12 protein-coding genes are annotated in these 18,339 nt (G+C 70.1%); 5 read left to right on the top strand and 7 right to left on the bottom strand.

Translation table 11 applies throughout. From position 1 onward, the window contains the following. Positions 1-50: 50 nt before the first annotated feature. Complete coding sequence (locus AC0IY0_RS18525; RefSeq protein WP_246692098.1) at positions 51-383, bottom strand: hypothetical protein; 333 nt, start codon at positions 381-383, stop codon at positions 51-53. Between the two features lie 366 nt (positions 384-749). Here AC0IY0_RS18525 and AC0IY0_RS18520 point away from each other — a divergent pair, with 366 nt between their 5' ends. The 4 genes from AC0IY0_RS18520 (at position 750) to rnhA (ending at position 4,429) form a co-directional block, all read left to right on the top strand. Further along, complete coding sequence (locus AC0IY0_RS18520; protein WP_471764933.1) at positions 750-1,595, top strand: C40 family peptidase; 846 nt, start codon at positions 750-752, stop codon at positions 1,593-1,595. A 133-nt stretch (positions 1,596-1,728) separates the two neighbouring features. Further along, a complete protein-coding gene (ispH, locus tag AC0IY0_RS18515) occupies positions 1,729-2,730 on the top strand; it encodes a 4-hydroxy-3-methylbut-2-enyl diphosphate reductase (RefSeq protein ID WP_147855115.1) in 1,002 nt (333 codons plus the stop codon). A 252-nt stretch (positions 2,731-2,982) separates the two neighbouring features. Next, complete coding sequence (gene thrB, locus AC0IY0_RS18510) at positions 2,983-3,948, top strand: homoserine kinase (protein ID WP_147940986.1); 966 nt, start codon at positions 2,983-2,985, stop codon at positions 3,946-3,948. A gap of 7 nt (positions 3,949-3,955) precedes the next feature. Beyond that, positions 3,956-4,429 (top strand): ribonuclease HI, encoded by a 474-nt coding sequence (rnhA, locus tag AC0IY0_RS18505; RefSeq protein WP_147855113.1) that lies wholly within the window; start codon positions 3,956-3,958, stop codon positions 4,427-4,429. A gap of 650 nt (positions 4,430-5,079) precedes the next feature. Here rnhA and zwf read toward each other — a convergent pair. Beyond that, entirely contained in the window at positions 5,080-6,606 is a 1,527-nt protein-coding gene (gene zwf, locus AC0IY0_RS18500) for a glucose-6-phosphate dehydrogenase (RefSeq protein ID WP_471764932.1), read from the bottom strand. Positions 6,607-6,724: 118 nt separating this feature from the next. On the opposite strand from zwf, the gene dmeF reads away from it, so the two are divergent. Then, positions 6,725-7,726 (top strand): CDF family Co(II)/Ni(II) efflux transporter DmeF, encoded by a 1,002-nt coding sequence (dmeF, locus tag AC0IY0_RS18495; protein ID WP_471764931.1) that lies wholly within the window; start codon positions 6,725-6,727, stop codon positions 7,724-7,726. A 97-nt stretch (positions 7,727-7,823) separates the two neighbouring features. Here the strand turns inward: dmeF and AC0IY0_RS18490 are convergent, their stop codons facing one another. The 5 genes from AC0IY0_RS18490 to AC0IY0_RS18470 form a co-directional block, all read right to left on the bottom strand. Beyond that, positions 7,824-9,314, bottom strand: coding sequence for an efflux transporter outer membrane subunit (locus AC0IY0_RS18490; protein ID WP_147910052.1), 1,491 nt, complete (start codon positions 9,312-9,314; stop codon positions 7,824-7,826). A 290-nt stretch (positions 9,315-9,604) separates the two neighbouring features. Continuing rightward, positions 9,605-13,039, bottom strand: a complete 3,435-nt coding sequence (locus tag AC0IY0_RS18485) for an efflux RND transporter permease subunit (protein WP_147910043.1) — start codon at positions 13,037-13,039, stop codon at positions 9,605-9,607. Continuing rightward, on the bottom strand, positions 13,036-13,773 hold the full coding sequence (locus tag AC0IY0_RS18480; RefSeq protein ID WP_471764929.1) for an endonuclease domain-containing protein: 738 nt from the start codon (positions 13,771-13,773) through the stop codon (positions 13,036-13,038). Before AC0IY0_RS18480 ends, AC0IY0_RS18485 begins: the two co-directional genes overlap by 4 nt. Next, positions 13,770-16,895 carry an MdtB/MuxB family multidrug efflux RND transporter permease subunit gene (locus AC0IY0_RS18475; RefSeq protein ID WP_419828703.1) on the bottom strand — a complete coding sequence of 1,042 codons (3,126 nt, stop codon included), beginning with the start codon at positions 16,893-16,895 and terminating at the stop codon, positions 13,770-13,772. The genes AC0IY0_RS18480 and AC0IY0_RS18475 overlap by 4 nt, the downstream gene beginning before the upstream one ends. A gap of 22 nt (positions 16,896-16,917) precedes the next feature. Beyond that, on the bottom strand, positions 16,918-18,312 hold the full coding sequence (locus tag AC0IY0_RS18470; protein ID WP_419828704.1) for an MdtA/MuxA family multidrug efflux RND transporter periplasmic adaptor subunit: 1,395 nt from the start codon (positions 18,310-18,312) through the stop codon (positions 16,918-16,920). Positions 18,313-18,339: the final 27 nt, after the last annotated feature.

Below are 18,339 nucleotides of genomic sequence, written 5' to 3'. Positions count from 1 at the left end.
GGCTGAAGCCGCCGCGCCGACGCCCGCACGGTGGGGTGGCCCCGGCCCTGTCAGCGCGGCGGGGCAAGCGGACGGGTGCGGCGCTCGATCACCACGGTCGGGCGGGTGCGACGCTCGACCACCACGGTGCGGGGCGCCCGGCTGGGGCTGGCATGGGTCAGGATCCGCTCCGGCATCCGCTCCGGCTTGGCCTTCTTGGCCGCCAGGACGTGCGGGCGGACCTCGTCGACCGGAAGCCCGATCAGGCCCGCGGCGATCTCGACCTGCTGCTCGACATCGTCGGCCAGGTCCTGGGCGGCGGCGACCGCCTCGTTCACCGTGGGCGGCTCGCGGCGCACGCGGATCGGCGGCAGGTCGGCGAAGCTCTTCTGCGTCTTCTTCACGGGGCGACTCGCGGTCATCATCGAACAGACATAGCGCCTTCCGCGCCGGTTGTGCAGTGCATCATAATCGGCGGCTGCCCGTCCGGGGAACATGTCTTGGGCTGGAATACCGCATACGGCACGCCGTTACCCCCGCTCCACAGGGCGAACATCATCCGCGCGCCGGTCGGCGCTGCGCTGCGGCATAATAACGCGGGCCCGCGCGGGGTGCCAAGCGGGGATCGCGATCCCCGTCCCGGACCGGGCGGAGACCGTCCGGAGCCTCGTGCCGACGGGTGGGCCGAACCTCCGGGATGAGCGGAAACCCGAGGCCGCGCGCATCGGCCGGGATCCGGTCCCCCGGACGATGCGCTAGGCTCGCGCGCCATGGCCGAATCACTCGATCCCCGCCTCACCCCGGCCCGTCCGGACATCGCCGACATCCGGTTGCGCGGCCGGGTCACGGCGGAGCGCTTCGTCGCCGCCGCCCCGCGCCGGGTCGTGGCGCCGGCGGCGCCGTTGCGCCGGGCGCCGTCGGCGGAGGCCGGGCTCGACACCGAGGCGCTGCTCGGCGACGCCGTGGACCTCTACGCCGAACAGGATGGGTTCGCCTTCGTGCAACTCGTCCGGGACGGCTATGTCGGCTACCTGCCGGCCGATTGCCTCGGCCCCGCCGCACCCGAGCCGACCCACAGGGTCACGGCGGTGCGCACCTTCCTGTATCCCGAGCCCGACCTGAAGCGCCCGGTGCGCGCCCATTTCAGCCTCGGCGCGCGCCTCGTCGTCACCGGCGAGGCCGGGGCCTATTTCGAGACCCCCGGCGGCTACGTCTTCGCGCGCCACTGCGCCCCGCTGGCGCAGCACGAGCCCGACTACGCGGCCACGGCCGAGCGGCTCGCAGGGATTCCCTATCTCTGGGGCGGCCGTACCAGCCTGGGGCTCGATTGCTCGGGTCTCGTGCAGCTCTGCCTCGACGCCGCCGGCCTCCCCTGCCCGCGCGACGCCGACATGCAGGAGCGGGGCCTGGGCCGGGCGCTGCCGCTCGCCCTCGACGGATTGCGCCGGGGCGACTTCGTGTTCTGGCGCGGCCATGTCGGGCTGATGCGCGACTCCGAGACGCTGATCCACGCCAACGGCCACCACATGGCGGTGGCGGCGGAGCCGCTGGCCGGCGCGGTGGCCCGGATCCGGGAGAACAGTTTCGGGGCGGTGACCGGGATCCGCCGGCTCTAGGTCGAGGATCCGGGCACCCCGGGTCCAAAACGCGCGGCAAACGTGCTACAGGGACGCTCCGCGGTCGTCTTCCTGCCCGGTTCGCAGTCCAGGACCGTTGACAGGACAGCCCCGCCCTCGCCACATCGACACCATGACCGCAGACCTCGCGTCCCTCGCGCCCGCTCAGGGCACCACCGGCAAGCCGCCGCTGGAGATCCTGCTCTGTGCCCCACGCGGCTTCTGCGCCGGCGTGGTGCGGGCCATCGACGTGGTCGAGCGGGCTCTCGCCCTCTACGGACCGCCCGTCTACGTCCGCCACGAGATCGTCCACAACAAGTACGTGGTCGAGAGCCTGAAGCGGAAGGGCGCGGTGTTCGTCCGCGAACTCGACGAGGTGCCCGACAGCGGCGCCCCGGTGATCTTCTCCGCCCACGGCGTGGCCAAGACCGTGCCGGCCAACGCCGATTCCCGCGGCCTCACGACCATCGACGCCACCTGTCCGCTGGTCACCAAGGTCCACCGCGAGGCCGAGATCCACCACAAGCGCGGCCGCCACGTGCTGCTGGTCGGCCATTCCGGCCATCCCGAGGTGGTGGGCACCATGGGCCAGCTGCCCAAGGGCTCGATCACCCTGGTGGAGGATCTGGACCAGATCCAAGCCCTGACGCCCGAGAATCCCAACAACCTCGCCTGGGTCACCCAGACGACCCTGTCGGTCGACGACACCCGCCACATCGTCGAAGCGCTCAAGAAGAAGTTCCCGAACATCACCGGGCCGCACAAGGACGACATCTGCTACGCCACCACCAACCGCCAGGAGGCGGTGAAGCAGGTGGCCCCGCTGGTGGACGCCCTGATCGTGGTCGGCTCCTCGAACTCCTCGAACTCCCAGCGCCTGCGCGAGGTCGCCGAGCGCGTCGGCTGCCCGATCACCCGCCTCGTGCTGCGCGCCGAGGAGATCGACTGGCCGGCCTTCGAGGGCATCCGCAAGCTCGGCCTCACCGCCGGCGCCTCGGCCCCCGAGGTGCTGGTCGAGGAGATCATCGAGGCCTTCGCCGCGCGCTACGACGTGATCGTCGACACCGTCTCGACCGTGGTCGAGGACATGGTCTTCCCGCTGCCGCGCGAGCTGCGCAGCGAAGCGGCCGAGTAGGCCGCGCCAGAATCCCGCCCCCGACCCAGGAGGGGGCCTATCCCGTCCAACCCCTTCATCCCGAGGTGATGGGGTGTACCGGAGGGCGCGAAGGAGACCTCCAGGGATCGTGCGGCCGTCTGGAGCGCTCCTTCGAAGCCGCTCCGCAGCACCTCAGGATGAGGCAGCGGGTCGGAAAACCGGGTCCGTCGGGTCGCTGTGCGATCCTTCGACGATCCTGAAACGCCCAAGAAGAAACCCGAGCGCGAACACGTGGCCGTCTACACCGAGGTATCCGACGCGGCGCTCTCCGAGTTCCTGTCCGCCTATTCCATCGGCAGCCTGCTCTCCTTCAAGGGCATCGCCGAGGGTGTCGAGAATTCCAATTTCTTCCTGCAGACCACCCAGGGCTGCTACATCCTGACCCTCTACGAGAAGCGGGTGCGGGCGGGGGACCTGCCGTTCTTCATCGGGCTGATGGAGCACCTCTCCGCGCGCGGCCTCGCCTGTCCGCAGCCTGTGCGGGACCGAGCCGGCACGGCGCTCGGGGAGCTCTGCGGTCGGCCGGCCGCCATCGTCAGCTTCCTCGAGGGTGTCTCGGTCAAGACACCCGGCGTCGGGCATTGCCGGGAACTCGGCCGGGCCCTCGCCGAGCTGCACGCGGCCGGCGCCGATTTCGCGATGGTGCGCGAGAACAGCCTGTCGGTGGCGTCCTGGCGTCCGCTCTTCGCGCAGGCCGAGGCCCAGGCCGATTCGGTGGCGCCGGGCCTGGCGGAGCGCACCCGCGCCGACCTCGCACGGCTGGAAGCCGCCTGGCCCCAGAACCTGCCGGGCGGGGTGATCCACGCGGATCTGTTCACCGACAACGTATTCTTCATCGGCGACAGCCTCTCCGGGCTGATCGACTTCTACTTCGCCTGCACGGACGCGTTCGCGTACGACCTCGCGGTCTGCCTCAACGCCTGGTGCTTCGAGGCCGACGGTACCTTCCACCGGGACATGGCCGCGGCGTTGATTGCCGGCTACGAAGCGGTGCGGCCGCTGGAATCCGCCGAGGTCGCGGCGCTGCCGATCCTGTGCCGGGGCGCCGCGCTCCGCTTCATGCTGACCCGTCTGGTCGATTGGCTGAACGTGCCGCCCGGCGCCCTGGTGAAGCCCAAGGACCCGCGGGAGTTCGATCGTCGGCTCACCTTCCATCGCCAGGCGCGGGACGCGCGGGATTACGGGCGGCAGGCCTGAGGGACGGATGAGCACCGAGACGACCGAGACCGCAACCGAGCCCATGCGGGTGAAGATCTACACGGACGGCGCCTGCTCGGGGAATCCAGGCCCGGGCGGCTGGGGCGCGATCCTGATCTTCGGCGATACCCAGAAGGAGCTCTCGGGCGGCGAGGCGCACACCACCAACAACCGCATGGAGATCCTGGCGGCGATCGAGTCCCTGGAGGCGCTCAAGCGCCCCTGCCGGGTCGACCTGTTCACGGACTCGCAGTACCTGCGCCAGGGCATCACCAGCTGGATCCACAACTGGAAGGCCCGGGGCTGGCGCACCGCCGACAAGAAGCCGGTGAAGAACGAGGATCTCTGGCGCCGGATCGACACGGCCAACGCCCGTCACGAGGTGGCGTGGCATTGGGTCAAGGGCCACGCCAGCGACCCGCTGAACAACCGGGTCGACGCGCTCGCCGTGGCCGCGATGCTGCCGTTCAAGCGACGCTGAGATCGCTTCGGATATCGGCTTCGGTCTCGGACGCTCAACGCGACCGAGGCGGCCCTTGCAGAGCGGCGTGCAAGACCCGGAGCATTCGAACGGAAACATCTTCGACGTCGTAGACGATGATGTACCGGCGATGACGATCAGATCGCGTGTGCCGGCGACACGGCCCGGACGCCCGAGAGCGGGACGATCCACCAAGCGGGCGGTCGTCTCGGCGAACCGCTCATCGGGCGCGATGGCAGCCGCTGGTCTTGGAATCGAGCCGTTGCCGTGTGGCTGCCCGCCCGGCAGCGAACCGCGCTTCCACGCCCTCGGCGGGGATCACACGGCCCCTATTGGCAGAATCCAGTCCGATCTGAACCTGCCGGCGCAACCAAGCGTCATGCTCGATCTCGTCCCGCTGCGGCCTGACGTATGCCTGCATGACGTCACGCAGGAGCTTCGCGCCATTACGGTCGCGATCTGTGCGACCTGGGAGAATTCATTCGTCAGGGTTTATCGACCGGAAAGGGGAATGTCGCCGCGCCCGAAGTCGCCGCCCCTTTGTTCGACGGAACATCTCCATGACGGTCGGAGGGCGACACGTCGCGGCCAACTCGAAAACGACCGGATCCGATGACGTGGCCGTCGGATCCGGCATGGCTGTGCGGTCCTCAATCCGTCTTGCCGTCGAGACCCAGCCAGTGGCGGCCGTCCCGGGCCAGGAGGTCGTCCGCCTCCTTGGGCCCGGTGCTGCCGGCCGGATAGGGCTTCACGTCCGCCTGCGGCCAGCCCTTGAGCAGCGGATCCACCGCCGACCAGCCGGCCTCGATGTTGTCGGCCCGCTGGAACAGGGTCGCGTCGCCGATCATGCAATCGTACAGCAGGGTCTCGTAGCCGACATTCGGCTGGTCGGCGAAGAAGTCCTTGTAGCGGAACGCGGCGCTCACCCGGCCGATCTTCATCTCCGGGCCCGGGACCTTCACGTTGAACTCGGTGCCGACCCCATGGTCCGGGTCGATCATGATCCGCATCACCGTGGGTCCGAGGTCGGCGTTCGGGGTGTCCTCGAACATCTTGAACGGGGCCGGCTTGAACAACACGGCGATCTCGGTGCGCCGCCCGGTCATGCGCTTTCCGGTGCGGACGTAGAACGGCACGCCGGCCCAGCGCCAGTTCTCGATGTTGAGCTTGAGGGCGATGTAGGTCTCGGTGACCGAGTCCTTGGCGACGTGCGGCTCGTCGCGGTAGCCCGGCACGTCGCGCCCCTCGGAGGTGCCCGCCGTGTACTGGCCGCGCACCGCGTCCTCCGGGGGGATCGGCTGGACGGCCTGGGCGAGCTTGGCCTTCTCCGAGCGCACCGCCTCGGCGCCGAACGAGTTCGGCGGCTCCATGGCGACCATGCAAAGCAGCTGGAACATGTGGTTGGGCACCATGTCCCGGAGCGCCCCGGTCGGCTCGTAGAAGCCGCCGCGCTCCTCGACGCCCACGGTCTCGGCCGCGGTGATCTGGATGCTGTCGATGTATTCCCGCCGCCAGACCGGCTCGAGCAGGCCGTTGGCGAAGCGGAACGCCATGATCGACTGGACCGTCTCCTTACCCAGGAAGTGGTCGATGCGGTAGAACTGGCTCTCGTCGGCCTGCTTCAGGATCCGGGCGTTGAGTTCCCGGGCCGAGGCGAGATCCGAGCCGAACGGCTTCTCGATCACCACCCGGCGGAAGTCGCCGTCCTCCTGCTTGAGCAGGCCGGCCTGGCCGAGGCCGTCCACGATCGTGCCGAAGAACCGGGCCGCCACCGCGCAGTAGAACACCGCGCTGCCCTTCACCTTGTCTTTGACCGCCGCGAAGGTCTCGGGCTTCTCGAAATCGCCCTTCAGGTAGTGCAGCCGGTCGCGGATGAAGCCCCAGCTCTTGGGGTCGATGTGGTCGGCGTGGAACTCCGAGGTCGGATCCTTGCTGAACGCCTCCAGGGTCTGGGTGAGATTGTCCCGCAGGGACTCGTCGGTGCCGTCGGAATGATCGACGCCCAGGATGGAGAAACCTTCCGGCAGGAGCCCGGCCCCGGCGAGGTTGTAGAGCGAGGGCATCAGGAGGCGCTTGGTCAGGTCGCCGCCGGCCCCGAAGATCACCAGCGTGCAGGGCGGCGCCGGCTTGGTGCCGCTGGCCGCATCGTCCTTGAGGGCTATCGTCTGCTCGGCCATGCCTGGCTCCTTTCGGGCTGCACTGCAGCAAATCGGCGTGACAACCCACCGGTAGCAATGCCCGTTCCGGCAGCGTCTCTCTATGCTGCTGCGATCGGACAGCGGTGGAGAATCGCGCATGCATACCCACTCCCTCGAACCCTGGAGCCATGGCCACGTGTTCCTGGGAGACCGTCATGACCGGCACGCGCGCCGGACCTGGTCGGTGGTGGCGCTGACCGCGGCCACGATGGTGGTCGAGATCGTCGGCGGCACCTGGTACGGCTCGATGGCGCTGGTCGCCGACGGCTGGCACATGTCGACCCATGCGGCGGCGCTCGGCATCGCGGCCCTGGCCTACCGCTTCGCCCGGCGCCACGCGGAGGATCCGCGATTCAGCTTCGGCACCGGCAAGTTCGGGGATCTGGCGGCCTTCGCCAGCGCGGTCATCCTGGGCCTGATCGCCCTGCTGATCGGCGCCGAGAGCCTCGTCCGGCTGCTCCACCCGGCGCCGATCGGCTTCGGGTCGGCCATCCCGATCGCCGTCCTCGGCCTCGTGGTGAACCTCGCCAGCGTCTGGCTCCTGCACGACGACCACGACGACCACGACGATCACGGGGATCACGGCCACGCCCAGGGCGGCCACAGCCAGGGCGGCCACAGCCATGGCGGTCATGGTCATGGTGGTCATGGTCATTGCGGCCACGACACCAACTTCCGTGCCGCCTACATCCACGTGATGGCCGATGCGCTGACCTCGGTCCTGGCGATCGCCGCCCTGCTGGGCGGGCGCTATCTCGGCCTCGCCTGGCTCGATCCGGCCATGGGCCTGGTCGGCACGGTGGTGATCCTGGCCTGGTCCTGGACCCTCCTGCGCACGGCGGGCCTCGTGCTGCTCGATGCCCGGCCGTCCCCGGCCGCAACGGCCGACATCCGCGCCCGCCTGGAGACGGAGGGCGACCGGGTGAGCGACCTGCACCTCTGGCAGGTCGGTCCGGGCCACCGCGCCGCGGTGATCGCGCTCGTCAGCGACAACCCGCAGCCGCCCGCGCACTACAAGGCCCGGCTCGCCGGGGTGCGCGGTTTGAGCCACGTCACGGTGGAGGTGCAGCCCTGCCCGGGACACGCGGAACACGGCTGATCCGGGATCCCGAAGGGCTCAGCCCTTCGGCGGTGCACGGGCGCGGAGCCCCAGATACCTGGGCAAAGCCCGACATCAGGGTCCGGGATCGTGCGCCTCACTCGTCCGGGCGGACGGCCTGGCCGCCCCGGTCGATCGGCAGGGTCGGACCCTTCAGTTCGGCATCGCTCGGCAGGGCGCGGACGTCCCAGCCGCCGCCCAGCGCCCGGATCAGCGTGACCGCCGCGGTGAAGCGGTTGAGCCGGACCTGGAGGGCGTTGATCTCGTTGCTCACGAGCAGGCCCTGCGCGGTCACCACCGTGGTGAAGTTCTGCGTGCCGGCCCGGTACTCGTTGAGGGTGATCTCCACGGCCCTGCGGGACGATTCGACCGCCGCGTCCTGGGCACTCTGCTGCAGGCCGAGGATGCGCAGGGCCGCCATCTGGTTCTCGACCTCCGCCAGGGCGGCGAGCACCACCTGCCGGTAATTGGCCACCGCCGCGTCGTAGCCGGCTTCGGCCGAGCGCACCGCCGCCGTGCGGGCGCCGCCGTCGAACAGGACCTCGGTCCCCGCGGCGGTCGCCGACCAGACCTGGTTGGCGGCCGAGAACAGGCCGTTGCGGGTCAGACCCGAGATGCCGCCCTGGGCCGAGATCGTCACCGTGGGGTAGAAAGCGGCGACCGCGACGCCGATCCGCTCGCTCTGGCCCTGAACCAGGCGCTCGGCCTGGGCGACATCCGGCCGCCGCTCGAGCAGGTCGGACGGGATCCCGACCGGCACGGTGGGCGGGTTGCGGCCGATGCCGGCCACCGGGATCGTCACCTCCGAGGGCGGTCGCCCGATCAGGGTCGCGATGGCGTTGACGTACTGTACCCGGGTCAGCCGGATCGCGATGGCCTGGGCCTCGATGGTCTGGACCTGGGTCTGCGCCGTGATCACGTCCGAGCGGGCCGCGACCCCGGCCGCGTACTGGTTCTCGGTGATGCCGAGCGTCTTCTTGAAGTTCGCGACGTTCTCGTCGAGCACCCTCTGGAGGGCGTCGGCGTAGCGCACGGTCAGGTAGTCGGCCGCGACCTCGGCCTGGATGGTCAGCCGGGTCGCGGCGATCGTGGCGGCGTCGGCTTGGGCCAGCGCCGCCTCGCTCTCGATATTCCGGCGGGTGCCGCCGAACAGGTCGAGTTCCCAGCTCGCCTGTCCGAGCAGCGCGGCGCTGGTGCGCGCGGTGTTGCCGCTGCCGGTCCGGGTGATGCTCGGGGCGCCGACAACGGTCGGGTACAGGGCGGCCTGGGCCGAGGCGACCAGGGCCCGGGCTTGCCGGTAATTCGCCACCGCCTGCCGGAGGGACTGGTTGTCGACATCCACGAGGCGGATCAGGCGGTCGAGGGTCGGGTCCTTGAACACCCGCCACCAGTCGCCGCGCTCCGCCGCGTCGTTGGGCCGGGCCTCGCGCCAGCCCTTCTTGCGCGCCGCCACGACAGCCGCGCTGTCCTCCCGCTTGCCGCCCTCCCGGTAGGCGAGCGGGGTCTCGACCGAGGGCCGGGCATAGTCGGGGCCGACCACGCAGCCGGCCAGTGCGGGGATGAGGGGGAGATAGAGAATATGGCGCAGCCCGAGGCCGCGAGCGCGTCTCCCTCCCCCCTTCGCGGGGGAGGGTGGCACGGCCGTCAGGCCGGGTCGGGAGAGGGGAGCGACGGTGCCGGAGAGGTCGCGACGGGCGACACATCGTGAACCGTCGCGCTGCCCCTCTCCCGACTCCCTCCGGGGCCCACCCTCCCCCGCAGAGGGGGGAGGGAATGCGCGCGCAGCGTCGCTCCCATCGATCGATGATGCGTGCTCGGCGCCGAGAGAGCGAGGCGCGCGCGTCGGGGCCGCCGGTGTTTCACGTGAAAACGAACGCATCACTCTCCGGCCGGCAATGCCGCTGCGCCGCCGGGCCCGGCGCCGCGGCGGCGGGCGAGCACCCGGTGCCGGAGGCGGTCGAGGGTCAGGTAGACGACGGGGGTGGTGTACAGGGTCAGGATCTGGCTCACGATCAATCCGCCCACGATGGCGATGCCCAGGGGCCGGCGCAGCTCGGCCCCCTCGCCGGTGGCCAGGATCAGCGGCACGGCCCCCAGCATGGCGGCGAGCGTGGTCATCATGATCGGCCGGAAGCGCACGAGACAGGCCTCGCGGATCGCATCCACGGGATTCGCCCCCCGGGTCCGCTCGGCGTCCAGCGCCACGTCGATCATCATGATCGCGTTCTTCTTCACGATGCCGATGAGCAGGAACACCGCGATCAGCGCGATGATGGTGAATTCGGTGCCGGTCACCAGCAGGGCCAGCACCGCGCCGACGCCGGCCGACGGCAGGGTCGAGAGGATCGTCAGCGGGTGCACGAAGCTCTCGTACAGGATACCCAGCACCGCGTAGACCGCCAGGATCGCGGCCAGGATCAGCAGCGGCTGGCGCGAGGCCGAGGCCACGTAGTTCTTGGCCGCGCCGGCATACTCGCCGTGGATCGTCGCCGGCAGCCGCAGGGACGCCATCGCCCGGTCGATCGCCGCGGTGGCGTCCGACAGGCTCTTGCCCGGTGCGAGGTTGAACGAGATCGTCGTGGCGACGAACAGGCCCTGGTGGCTCACCTGGACGGGGGCGCTGCCCGGCTCGATCCGGGCGAAGGCCGAGAGCGGCACCATGGTCTCCTTGGCGGCCGAGACCGGCGCGCTCGAGGAGGCGCCGCCCTTGCTCGCCGCGATGGCGTTGGAGGAGGCGTTGCGGGCGGAGTCGGAGGCGATCGCCGCGGCGTTCGAAGCGGCATCGGCCGTGCTGGTGGCGGCCGCCGCGGCGGCTCCGGTGGACGCGCCGCCGACCGCCCCCGTGGCGGTCGTGGCCCCCGTGGAGGGCGCGGCGCCGCTGCCCGGGCTGCTGGTGCCGGTGGCCGCGTTGGTGTTGACGCCGCCCGCTGCCGCGACGGTGCCGGCCACCGCGTTGGTGATGGCCGCGCCCGGCGCGTTGCCCCCGGAGGTCGAGACGAAGATCTGCTTCAGCGTCTCGGGGGATTCCAGGTAGCGCGGGGCGATCTCCATCACGACGTGGTACTGGTTCAGGGGGTTGTAGATGGTCGAGACCTGGCGTTGGCCGAAGGCGTCGTACAGGGTGTTGTCGATCTTATTCGGGGTGATGCCGTACCGGAACGCGGTGGCGCGGTCGATCACCACCCGGGTCTCCAGCCCGCCCTCCTGCTGGTCGGAGGTGACGTCCGCGAAGGTCGGGTCCTTCTGGAGGGCGGCGACCAGCTTCGGGGCGGCGGCGAACAGCTCCTCGGCGGTGTCGCCCTGGAGGGTGTACTGGTACTGGGCGAAGCTCTGGCGGCCGCCCATCTGCAGGTCCTGGCGCGGGAAGACGTAGAGGCGCGCGCCCGCGACCTGGGCGAGCTTCGGCCGGAGCCGCGCCATGACGGCCGAGATCGGCGCCCGCTCGCCGATGGGCTTGAGCCCGATGAACACGTTGGCCGAGTTGGTGCCGCGGCCGCCCGTGAATCCGACAACGCTCTCCACCGCCGGATCCGCGCCCACGATGGTGGTGGCCTGCCGGAGCTTGGTCTCCATGGACTGGAACGAGATGCGCTGGTCGGCTTGGACGCCGCCCATCATCTGGCCGGTATCCTGCTCGGGGAAGAACCCCTTCGGCACGATGATGTAGAGGTAGACGTTGAGCCCCACGGTGGCGAGCAGGCTCAGCAGCACCAGCCGCGGATGGGCGAGCGCCACCGACAGAGTCCGGGCATAGGCGTCGAGCAGCCAGGAGAAGCCGCCCTCCAAGCCGCGGATCAGGATGTTCGGCCGGCGTCCCGCCGCGCGCCCGTGCCCCTCGGCCCGCAAAAGGCGGGCGCACATCATCGGCGTCGTGGTCAGTGAAAGGACCAAGGAAATCAGGATCGACAGCGACAGGGTGACGGAGAATTCCTGGAAGATCCGTCCGATCAGGCCGCCCATCAGCAGGATCGGCAGGAACACCGCGATGAGCGACAGGCTCATCGAGATCACCGTGAAGCCGACCTCCCGGGCGCCGATCAGGGCCGCCTGCAACCGGGGCTTGCCGTCCTCGATGTGGCGCTGGACGTTCTCCAGCACCACGATGGCGTCGTCGACCACGAAGCCGGTGCCGATGATCAGGGCCGTGAGCGACAGGATGTTGAGCGAGTAGCCGAGCAGGTACATCGCCGAGAAGGTGCCGATGATCGAGATCGGCACCGCCACCGCGGGGATCAGGGTCGCCCGGCCGGAGCGCAGGAAGGCGAACACCACCAGGATCACGAGGCCGACCGCAACCAGCAGGGTCTCCTCGGTGGCCGCGAGCGATGCCCGGATCGTGGCGCTGCGGTCGCCGGTGAGCTTGATGTCGATGCCGCCGGGCAGCGCCGCGGTGAGCTGCGGCAGCGCCTTCTTCACCGCGTCGATGGTCTCGACCACGTTGGCGCCGGGCTGCTTGTAGACGAACAGCAGCACCCCGGCCTTGCCGTTGACGATGCCGAGGTTGCGCTTGTCCTCGACGCCGTCGAGCACTTCGCCCACATCCGTGAGCTTCACCGCGGCGCCGTTGCGGTAGGCCACGATGATGTCGCGGTAATCCTCGGCCTTGCGGCCCTGGTCGTTGGCGTAGAGCTGGTAGCGCCGGCCGCCGGCATCGATCTCGCCCTTGGGCGAGTTGGCGTTGGCCGACGCGAGCGCCGCCCGGATGCCCTCCAGGCCGATGCCGTAGTTGAACAGGGCGGTGGGATCGAGCTCCACCCGTACCGCCGGCAGGGACGAGCCGCCGATATCGACGTTGCCGACGCCGGGCAGCTGCGACAGCTTCTGCTGCACTACGGTGGCGGCCGAATCGTAGACCTGGCCGCGGGTCAGCGTGTCGGAGGTCATGCCGAGAATGATGATCGGCGTGTCGGCGGGGTTGAACTTCCGGTAGGTCGGGTTCTGCCGGAGCGAGGCCGGCAGGTCGGCGCGCGCCGCGTTGATCGCCGCCTGGACGTCGCGCGCCGCGCCGTCGATGTCCCGGTTCAGGCCGAACAGCAGCACGATCCGGGTGGAGCCGAGCGAGTTCGTGGACGTCATCTCGTTGACGTCCGCGATGGCGCCGAGCCGCCGCTCCAGGGGAGCCGCCACGGTGGTCGCCATGGTCTCGGGCGAGCCGCCCGGCATCTGGGCCTGGACCAGGATGACCGGGAAGTCGATCTGCGGCAGCGGCGCCACCGGCAGCTTCAGGAACGCGAACAGGCCGGCGAGCAGCACGCCGATCGTGAGCAGCGTGGTCGCGACCGGCCGGCGGATGAACGGCTCGGAGATGTTCACGGGCGGTGCCTCCCGTGGTGGTCCTGGCGGAGCGCTGCGTGCTTGTCGGAAGAGGCGCAACCGGCTCCGCGCATCTCCCTCCCCCCGCTGCGGGGGAGGGTGGCCCCTGCGTCAGCAGGGGTCGGGAGAGGGGACGCGGCTTCAGGATGGGTCGCAGCCTTTATGAAGGCCATAGCCGGATCCTGCACCGTTGCTCCCCTCTCCCGACCGCCTTCGGGGGCCACCCTCCCCCGCAGAGGGGGGAGGGATAGGGCGCGCGCCTCGACGGCCTCGCCGACCCTGTCGAGGACCAGACCGAGATTGCTCAGCACGAGATCGTTCGGGAAGCGCGGGACCTCGAAGCCCTGGCTTTTCAGCCACGCATCGCGCTGCGCGTCACGGCGACGACGCGCGTCGGTCTCGTGCGGTTCACCGTCCAGCTCGACGATCAATCGTGCGGAAGCACAGAGGAAATCGGCGATATAGGGCGGGATCGGAACTTGCCGTCTGAACTTGGGTCCGTGAAAGCGCCCGGCACGCACCTGCTGCCAGAAGAGATCCTCCGCACGGGTCCGCTCGCGGCGCTGGCCTTTCGCGAAGGTGCGCAGGCGGGGCGAGATCGCTTCGAAGCGGCGCCCGTCGGCACGGAGTGAGCCACATCCTGCACCGTCGCTCCCCTCTCCCGACCCCCTTCGGGGGCCACTCTCCCCCGCAGAGGGGGGAGGGAGAGGCGCGGAATCGTCCCGGCCCCTCATGGTACCGCCTCGCCGCTTTCGAGGGCGGGCCCCCGCCGCCCGGCGATCCGGCGCTCCAGCCGATCGAAGGCCAGATAGATCACCGGGGTCGTGAACAGGGTCAGCACCTGGCTGACGATCAGGCCGCCGGCGATACAGATGCCGAGCGGCTGGCGCAGCTCCGAGCCGACGCCGGTGCCGAGGATCAGCGGCACCGCCGCGAACAGGGCGGCCAGCGTCGTCATCAGGATCGGGCGGAAGCGCAGCAGGCAGGCCTGGAAGATCGCCTCCCGGGGATCGAGCCCGTCCTCGCGCTCGGCCTGCAGCGCGAAGTCGATCATCATGATCGCGTTCTTCTTCACGATGCCGATCAAGAGCACGATGCCGATCACCGCGATGATGTCGAGGGACAGGCCGAACAGCATCAGGCCGAGCAGCGCCCCGATCCCGGCCGACGGCAGGGTCGACAGAATCGTGATCGGGTGGATGAAGCTCTCGTAGAGCACGCCCAGCACGATGTAGACGGTGATGATCGCCGCGAGCACCAGGAACAGCTCGTTGCTGAGCGCCGACTGGAACGCGAAGACCGAGCCCTGAGGCACCACCCGGAACGAGGGCGGCAGGTCGATCGCGGCCTTGGCCTGCTCGATCGCCTCCACGGCCTGCCCGAGGGCCGCGCCGGGGGCGAGGTTGAACGACACCGTGGTGGCCGGGAACTGCCCGAGATGCGAGATCAGCAGGGGGGCCCGCCGCTCGCTGATCCGCGCCACCGCGGAGAGCGGCACCTGGCCGTTGGTGGCCGTCGAGGACGGCAGGTAGATCGTGTCGAGGCTGCGCAGGGTGGTGTGCAGGTTCGGGTCGGCCTCCAGGATCACCCGGTACTGGTTGGACTGGGTGAAGATGGTCGAGATGATCCGTTGGCCGAAGGCGTCGTAGAGGGCGTTGTCGATGGTCGCCGGGGTGATGCCGTAGCGGCCGGCGGTGGGACGGTCGATGGTGACGTAGGCGGCGAGCCCCTGCGCCTGGTGGTCGCTCGCGACGTCGGCCACCACCGGGGATTTCGCCAGGGCTTCGGTGAAGCGCGGAACCCAGGTCTCGAAATCGTTGAGGTTCGGGGTCTCCAGGATGAGCTGGTATTGGGTCGCCGAGACCGCGGTGTCGATGGTCAGGTCCTGGACCGGCTGCATGTACAGGCGCATGCCGGGCTCGGCCCGGGCCGCCTCCGTGATCCGTCGGATGATCGCGCCGGCCGAGTCCGTCCGCTGGTCGCGCGGCTTGAGGTTGATCAGCATCCGGCCGGAATTGAGCGTGACGTTCTGGCCGTCGACCCCGATGAACGAGGACAGGCTGGCGACGTCCGGGTCCTTCAGGATCAGCGCGGCCATCCGCTGCTGGCGCTCGGCCATGGCCGCGTAGGAGACGGACTGGTCCGCCTGCGTGATGCCCTGGATCACCCCGGTATCCTGGACCGGGAAGAAGCCCTTGGGGATCACCACGAACAGGTAGACGGTCAGCACCAGGGTGCCGAGCGCCACCAGCAGGGTCAGGCCCTGATGGTTCAGCACCACCCGGAGCGCCCGGCCGTAGGCGGCGATCGTACCGTCGGTGGCGCGCCGCCCGGCGCGCGCGAACACGCCCTCGCGGCGGCGGATTTTGGCCTCGGGCGCGTGCTTGAGCAGGCGCGCGCACAGCATCGGCACCAAGGTCAGCGACACGACCGCGGAGATTACGATGGTGGCGGCCAGCGTGATGGCGAATTCGTGGAACAGGCGCCCGACCACGTCGCCCATGAACAGCAGCGGGATCAGCACCGCGATCAGCGAGACGGTGAGCGAGATGATGGTGAAACCGATCTCGCGCGACCCCTTCAGGGACGCCTCCAGGGGCGAATCGCCGGCCTCCACGTGGCGGGCGATGTTCTCGATCACCACGATGGCGTCGTCGACCACGAAGCCGGTCGCGATGGTCAGGGCCATCAGCGACAGGTTGTCGAGGGAGAAGCCGTACAGGTCCATCACCGACAGGGCGCCGATCAGCGACAGGGGCACCGACAGGCTCGGGATCAGCGTCGCCGACAGGCTGCGCAGGAACAGGAAGATCACCAGCACGACCAGCGCGATCGCAAGCCCCAGCTCGAACTGCACGTCCTCCACGGAGGCCCGGATCGTGGTGGTGCGGTCGGTGAGCGGCGCCACCGCGACGGAGGTCGGCAGGCTCGCCTGCATCTGCGGCAGCAGCGCCTTGATCTTGTCGACCGTGGCGATGACGTTGGCGCCCGGCTGGCGCTGGATGTTCAGGATGACCGCGGGCGTGGTGTCGGCCCAGGCGCCGAGCTTGGTGTTCTCCGGCCCCTCGACCACGTCGGCGACCTCCGAGAGCATCACCGGGGCGCCGTTGCGATACGCGATGATCGCCGCGTTGTAGGCCTTCGGGTCGCGGATCTGGTCGTTGGCGTTGATCGCGTAGGATTGCTTCGGCCCGTCGATCGAGCCCTTGGGGGTGTTGACGTTGAGGTTGGTGATGGTGGTGCGCAGGTCGTCGATGTTCAGCCCGTAGGCGGCGAGCGCCCGGGCGTTGAACCGCACCCGGATCGCCGGACGCTGGCCTCCCGAGATGCTGACCAGGCCGACGCCGGCCACCTGGCTGATCTTTTGGGCGAGCCGCGATTCCGCGAGGTCGCGCACCTGGGTCAGCGGCAGGGTCTTCGACGTGAGGGCCAGGGTCAGCACCGGGGCGTCGGCCGGGTTGACCTTGGCGTAGATCGGCGGCGCCGGCAGGTCCGAGGGGAGCAGGTTGCCGGCGGCGTTGATCGCCGCCTGGACCTGCTGCTCGGCGATGTCGAGGGGCAGGTCGAGGTTGAACTGCAGCGTGATGACCGAGGCGCCCGCCGAGGATTGCGAGGTCATCTGGTTGAGGTTGGCGAGCTGGCCGAACTGTCGCTCCAGCGGCGCCGTGACCGAGGAGGTCATCACCTCGGGGCTCGCGCCCGGATAGAAGGTCTGGACCTGGATCGTCGGGTAATCGACGGCTGGCAGCGCCGAGACCGGCAGGTTCAGGTACGAGACGCCGCCGACGATCAGGATCGCCAGCATCAGCAGCGTCGTGGCGACCGGACGAAGGATGAAGAGGCGGGACGGGTTCATGGCAGGCGCGCCCTGGCCGGGCTCACTGCGCCGACCGGCGCCCGTGCCGGCGGCCGCCCTCCGGCGCTGCCGGAGGGGCGGCCTCGGCCGCCCCGCCCGGTCCGGCGGCCGGCTTTCCGCCGGGCTTGTCGCCCGCCCCGGTGACCGCGCCGGTCGCGCCCGCCGCCTGCGCGCCGTCCGTGATCCGGACCTCGGCGCCGTCCTTGAGCCGGTCGGTGCCGTCGGTGACGATCCGGTCGCCCGGCTTCAGGCCCGAGACCACGACGGTGTTGGTCCCGTCGGTCTCTCCGGTCTTGATCGGCCGGACCGTGACCTTGCTGTCCCCATCCATCAGGTAGACGTAGGTGCCGGGCGTGCCCTGCAGCAGGCCGGAATTCGGCACCAGCGTCGCGGCCCGCACCGTGTCGACGGTGAGCTTGGCGTTGACGAACTGGTTCGGGAACAGCTCCTCGTCGGCGTTGTCGAACTGCGCCCGCAGCTTCACCGTGCCGGTGGTCGTGTCGATCTGGTTGTCGACGGTGTCGAGGGTGCCGATCGCGATCTGGTGGGCGTCGCCTCGGTCGTAGGCGCGCACCGCGAGCTTGGCTCCCGCCCGCACCTGGCGCATCACCCGGGCCACGTCGTCCTCCGGCAGGGTGAAGATCACCGAGATCGGGTGGAGCTGGGTCACCACCACGATCGCCGTGGAGGCGGCCGAGATGTAGTTGCCCTGATCGACCTGCCGCAGGCCGACCCGCCCGTCCACCGGCGCGGTGATGTGGGTGTAGGCGATGTTGAGCTTCTGCTGGTCGACCAGCGCCTGGTCGGCCGCCACGGTGCCCTCGTTCTGCTTGACCAGGGCGGCTTGCGTGTCGACGTTCTGCTTCGAGATCGAATCCTGCCGGTTCAGCGTCTGGTAGCGCTGCAGGTCGAGCTTCGAGTTCTGCAGCAGCGCCTGGTCGCGGGCGAGCTGGCCCTGATACTGGGCGAGCAGCGCCTCGTAGGGCCGGGAATCGACCAGGGCGAGCTCGTCGCCGGCCTTGACGGTCTGGCCCTCGCGGAACTTCACCGCCATCAGGTAGCCGCTGATCTGCGACTTCACCGTCACGGTGGCGAGCGGCGTCACGGTGCCGAGGCCCTGGAGCACCACCGGCATGTCGCCGGTCGTCACGGGGGCGACGCCCACCGCCTGCGCCATGTCGCCGCCGCCATGCCGCCCGCCGCGGCCGCCGCCCTTGTGGGCCGTGGCCGGCTCGGCGGCCTTCTCGGTGCGCGCCTCGTACCAGCGGTGGCCGATCGCCCCCGCGCCCGCCAGCAGGGCCAGGATCACGAGCCAGCGGATCGGCCGGAAGCGCCGCGTGCGGACGTCGCGCGCCGGCGCCTCGCCCGGCTGGTAGGCGCGCGCCGTGTCGGTGCGGATCGGTGAACTCTCGTTCATGCCTGACTAGAGCACATGCCGGACGCC

This window comes from Methylobacterium sp. AC315 (genome assembly GCF_979253755.1).
Note: the sequence above shows the minus strand (reverse complement) of the source record. Positions and strands in the feature narration are given on the sequence as shown.